A 4650-nucleotide genomic window follows, 5' to 3' on the forward strand; every position below is an offset into this window, starting at 1 on the left:
CCTCCTGATGTGAAGTCTTAAAAAACTGACTGTCAGCTTTTTGAGTTTTGGGATATTGTCTCACATTTTCGAGGGATACGGAAGGTGGGTGGTCGTTGAGCGCTTACGGCCGACTGGCCAGTCCCTTCACTTATTTTGGCAGATATTCTTCCCGCACCCGATACCGGCTGATACCAAAACTGTTGCTCCGCTCGATGACCGGCTGAGGGAGTTGGTTCAAATACTTTCGTCCAAAGTTTGTATCGCCAAAGTAGCAATCAAAGTTGGTTACGGGGAGTACCACCCAGTCACTGTCCTCAGGTCGGTTGGCCAGAAAGTAGGTCACTAAGGTGGGTAGGACGTTGGAAGGCATTTTTTCAGGACGGGCCCTCTCAAGACGCTCCATCAACTCCGCTGGAAGTTCCTGTGCCATGCGGCGCAGGGGCCCCAGTTCCAGGGCGTCAGCGATCATGTCGTCAAAGCGGATCGTCCATGCCCCCTCTGTGGAGGTGGAGAGGGCCTCAGTCTGGTATTGGAGCACCTTGCTGCGCCACACCCGGTCGAAATGCTTGTCCAACTCGCCGGCAGAGTCCGCGTAGTTTTTGCGGACCAGGTCCGGATGGGCAGCGGCAAACCGCATCGCTCGGTGGAAGTGGCGGCTGAACCAGCCCCAGCCATCTGCATCCACCAGTTTGGGAAACTGATCGTGGAGCGGTGCAAAATTGGTGCGGTGCTGCCACTCTTCTTTGGGTGTGCTGTCCCGCTCCGGAATGCTGCACCAGGCGCACAGGCCATCGTGAGCATAATCAATCCGCTCCCTGGGATCGCCCTGGCAGCGGCGCACCTTCTGAATCGTGGAAGAGAAAGCCCCGCGCCAGGATGGTCAAAATGCGGTTCATACCGCTGAAATCCCGCAGGGCCTCAAAGGTAAACCGCCCCAGCCAGGTGGTGTCCTTTTTGCCAGAGGCACGGTACGCCACCGGCTCTGTATAATCTAAAAATTCCTGCCACTCATTCAGCATGGCGCACCTCCAATACATTGGGTTCTAGCATATCCAGCAACAGATCCCACAGCAGATTCCGCTTGCCCAGGGCCTCCAGATAGCGCACAGCCACCTGTGGACGCACAATCTCATTCAACAGTTCACGGCACCGTATAGATACCGCCTCCCGATAGTGTTGGGAGTTCCGCTTGTCGAGATATGCTTCCATCAAATTGTCAAATACCGGCGAATCGTCGGAGCGATGCAGCTGTCGTTGCTTTCGCTGCTCATTTTCCTGCAGAATGTCACAGAGCAAGTCGCTTAGAACCCGATATCCGCCGCTGCGGAAATCAGAAAACAAGTCAAACAGCTGCTCAAACTCCGGGAGCCATGTAAGAAGGAAGTGCATCCTCTGCTCTTCTGTTAGAAACTGCCACTTGGTATTATCCAACGCTGCCCAGATTTCCTCCAAACGTTCCGGAGGCAGTATTCCAAGCTGAGCGTACAGCTCGTCCGTATCCCAAAGCTCCTCCTGTCCTCGGGCAAAGAGGATCCGCTCTATATCACTCTTCCGTTTCTTTTCCTTTGGCTCTATCCGGCAGGCCCGGATGCGGGAGAGACAGGCTTCATAGTCGCGCAGCAGTGCGGAGACCTGCTCCAAAATCTCCTGATCGAGATGCTCCCTCCAGTCCGGTTCCTGGGCAAAAGTGAAGAGCTCATAGTCCTTTGCCGGCTTGGACTTGATGGTCGGCGTGTGCTTTCCCAGCTGGAGAGCCAAATAGGGCAGCCGCTCCAGATTGGAGTCCACCTTGTCCCAGTCAATTTTCTCAAAGAAGGCTTTGATGCGCTGCTGGTGGGTGGGCTCGTACCAGGCTCGCCGGGTCTCTTCCGATTTCTCCACCAGGTTTTTATACTGCAGGAAGGGCGTCCGTTCCATCCGACGCTCCTTCAGGTACTCGTCCAGATCCGGGCGGATCCCGCTCTTGGCGGCGTCAATTTCCAACCCAGTCAGGATGGCCAGCACCTCCGTCTCCTCCTGAAGTCGCTTTCGCTCCTCTGCGTCGGAGTTTTCATTGTAGGCGATGATGCCGCGATCCAGAGCGGCGTTGCAGATCTGCCCCACTCGGGAGGAAAAGGTACCCCGCACCACCTCAAACCGAGCCTCCCAGTCATCTGCATTACGGATCAAGGGTTCTGCAGAGGGGATCATCAGCAATGGGATATTCGCCTCGTTGGAGAGTGCGTCGTCTGCGGTGTGGTGAGATGCCTCATAGTTCCGACGAACGCACTCGTTCAGAATAGCTTTATCTATTCAAATGATTTCTCGGATACCGCTGGCCCAAGGCTCTGGCCGAGGGCTACCCTATCCACGAGCACTGCGACCTCAAGGAAAAACTGGCCGAGCTGGACCTGACCGTAGATGACATTGATATGCTCATCATCTCCCACCTGTACTTTGACCACGCCGGAAACGTCCGTATGTTCCGGGGCACCAAGGCGGGCAAGGCAATCATCGTCCAGGAGGAGGAGGCCAAAAATGCCTTCTTCTACGGTAACAAGGACGACCCGGCCCTCAACCTCTATGTTAACGGCTATGTCCGCCACGAGTACAGCGGCCTGGATGGCATCGCCTACAAGCTGGTCCAGGGGGACGTGAAGCTGGCCGACGATCTGGAGCTACTCCTCTTGCCCGGCCACACCCCCGGCACCATGGGCCTGCTGGTGCGCACCGAGCAGACCGGCACGGTGATCTTCCCCGCCGACGCCATCTACAACTCCATCAATTACGGTCCTCCCACGGTGCTGCCCGGTATGTGCGCCCGCCCCGTGGAGTACCGGGCCAGTGTGGACAAGTGCCGCAAGATCCTGGAGGCTGAGAAGGGCACCCTCTTCTTCAGCCACGATGTCAACAGCTACAAAAATTACAAGCTATCCCCCGAGTGGTACGACTAATGGAGCGGACACAGGAGCGCGGGGCGGCGGAAGCGCCCCAGACCAGCAACGTCTCCGTCCAGGGCATCCCCGGCTATGCCGACGCCAGCCCTACGCTGACCCTGATCTTTGCCACCCTCTGCTTCTGCTTCTGGGCCAATACCATGGGTCTGCTGGGCGAGGGGGCCACTCTGGCCCTGGGGGTGCTCCAGACGGCGGTGTTTGTGGGCTATACCGTGGGCGGCGTCCTCCTCCTGGCCCGGGGCAACGGGGTGGGCGGCAACGTCTTTATGGTGTTCGGCGCCTTCTTCGGCGCGGCCGGCGGCTTTACCCATGTAGGCATGACCATCGCCGCCGAGCTGGGCGTCCCCTTTGACTACCAGGTGTTGGGCATCGTCTTTATCGTGGGCGGGGCTTTCCTGCTGGCCTGCCTGCCGGGAATGCTCACCGCCGCCAAGACCGACTTTTTCAGCTTCCTCACCGGCGGGCTGGGTGTGCTGTTCTACGGCCTGACCGGTGCGGAGGTGCTGCCCGCCAGCTGGAACAACTTTGCCGCCTGGTGCCTGTTTGTGGACGGCCTCATCGGCTTCTATGCGGTGACGTCCACCATGCTCAGCTTCAGCGGCATCAAGCTCAGCTGCGGCAAGCCCTTCGTACAGCCAAAAGCATAGTCCTGAATCCACTGCTCTCTGATGGGGCACCGGTCGATAGGCCGGTGCCCCGCTTTTTTGCCGCGGGATATCGCTCCAATGTTCAAAACGATCCCCCGGTGGACAAATCCGGGAGAACATCTAATTATAGACGGGAGAGAACCTTTGTCACTTCCCCAGAGGCAGCCTGGGCGTTTATACTAAAAGCACAGAAATAATCAATACAGCGTCTTGAATTTGGGCATTTCGTGCTCTCTGACCCATTGAGAGCCGCTGCACAGAATCCATCGTTCCCATTACCAGACTGCATAAAAAGGAGGAAGCGGATATGAACATACTGGTCTGTGTCAAACAGGTTCCGGATACGACCGAGATTAAGATCAATCCGGAGACCAACACCCTGATGCGGGAGGGAGTGCCCAGCATCGTGAACACCTTTGACGGCTTCGCCCTGGAGGCGGCCGCCCGGATCAAGGATAAGGACCCGGATACCAAAATCGTAGTGGTGTCCATGGGCCCGGAGCAGGCCAAGGCGGCCCTGAAGGAGTGCCTGGCCATCGCGGCGGACAAGGCCTACCTGGTCTCGGGCCGTCCCTTCGGCGGGTCGGACACCCTGGCCACCAGCTACATTCTCTCCACCGCTATTAAGAAGATCGAGGAGAGCGAGGGGAAGTTTGACGCCATCTTCTGCGGCAAGCAGGCCATTGACGGGGACACCGCCCAGGTGGGCCCGGAGATCGCCGAGCACCTGGACCTGCCCCAGGTGACCTACGCCCTGGAGATTGAGGCGGACGGGGAGCGGTTCAAGGTGCTCAAGGAGGGCCAGGACGGCAACATGGTCATCGGGGTGAAGATGCCCTGCCTGGTCACCTTCACCAAGCCCTCCTTTGACCCCCGCTACCCAACGATTAAGCGGAAGATGGCAGCCAACAAGGCCCAGATCCCCACCATCACCTGCGCGGACCTGCCGGACATCGACACCAGCCGCATCGGCCTCAAGGGCTCCCCCACCCACGTCAAGAAGTCCTTTGTGCCCCAGAAAAAGAAGGGCGGCGTGAAAATCAAGGAGGAGACCAACGAGGAGTCCGCCGTCAAGCTGGCAGCGC

Annotated in this window: 6 protein-coding genes; 3 read left to right on the top strand and 3 right to left on the bottom strand. The window is 58.2% G+C overall.

Going from position 1 to position 4650, the window contains the following annotated elements; translation table 11 throughout:
- Positions 1-130: 130 nt before the first annotated feature.
- From H6B51_RS16215 to H6B51_RS16225, 3 genes are read right to left on the bottom strand one after another with little or no spacing between them, the layout of a single operon-like run.
- Entirely contained in the window at positions 131-823 is a 693-nt protein-coding gene (locus H6B51_RS16215; RefSeq protein ID WP_204884641.1) for a hypothetical protein, read from the bottom strand.
- Entirely contained in the window at positions 786-1001 is a 216-nt protein-coding gene (locus tag H6B51_RS16220; protein ID WP_204884642.1) for a hypothetical protein, read from the bottom strand. Before H6B51_RS16220 ends, H6B51_RS16215 begins: the two co-directional genes overlap by 38 nt.
- A complete protein-coding gene (locus tag H6B51_RS16225; protein WP_204884643.1) occupies positions 991-2172 on the bottom strand; it encodes a hypothetical protein in 1182 nt (393 codons plus the stop codon). Before H6B51_RS16225 ends, H6B51_RS16220 begins: the two co-directional genes overlap by 11 nt.
- A 185-nt stretch (positions 2173-2357) precedes the next feature.
- Here H6B51_RS16225 and H6B51_RS16230 point away from each other — a divergent pair, with 185 nt between their 5' ends.
- The 3 genes from H6B51_RS16230 to H6B51_RS16240 form a co-directional block, all read left to right on the top strand.
- Positions 2358-2915 carry an MBL fold metallo-hydrolase gene (locus H6B51_RS16230; protein WP_335342194.1) on the top strand — a complete coding sequence of 186 codons (558 nt, stop codon included), beginning with the start codon at positions 2358-2360 and terminating at the stop codon, positions 2913-2915.
- Positions 2915-3565 (top strand): hypothetical protein, encoded by a 651-nt coding sequence (locus H6B51_RS16235; protein WP_204884644.1) that lies wholly within the window; start codon positions 2915-2917, stop codon positions 3563-3565. Before H6B51_RS16230 ends, H6B51_RS16235 begins: the two co-directional genes overlap by 1 nt.
- Before the next feature lie 307 nt (positions 3566-3872).
- Positions 3873-4650: electron transfer flavoprotein subunit beta/FixA family protein (locus H6B51_RS16240; protein ID WP_204884645.1), on the top strand; the 778-nt coding region annotated here is incomplete at its 3' end.

The organism is Pseudoflavonifractor phocaeensis (genome assembly GCF_016901955.1).
In the GTDB taxonomy this organism is placed as follows: domain Bacteria; phylum Bacillota; class Clostridia; order Oscillospirales; family Oscillospiraceae; genus Flavonifractor; species Flavonifractor phocaeensis_A.

Coding starts and splice junctions, on each gene's coding strand:
- H6B51_RS16220 (WP_204884642.1), bottom strand. CDS start 1,001: ATGCTGAATGAGTGGCAGGAATTTTTAGATTATACAGAGCCGGTGGCG.
- H6B51_RS16225 (WP_204884643.1), bottom strand. CDS start 2,172: ATGATCCCCTCTGCAGAACCCTTGATCCGTAATGCAGATGACTGGGAG.
- H6B51_RS16235 (WP_204884644.1), top strand. CDS start 2,915: ATGGAGCGGACACAGGAGCGCGGGGCGGCGGAAGCGCCCCAGACCAGC.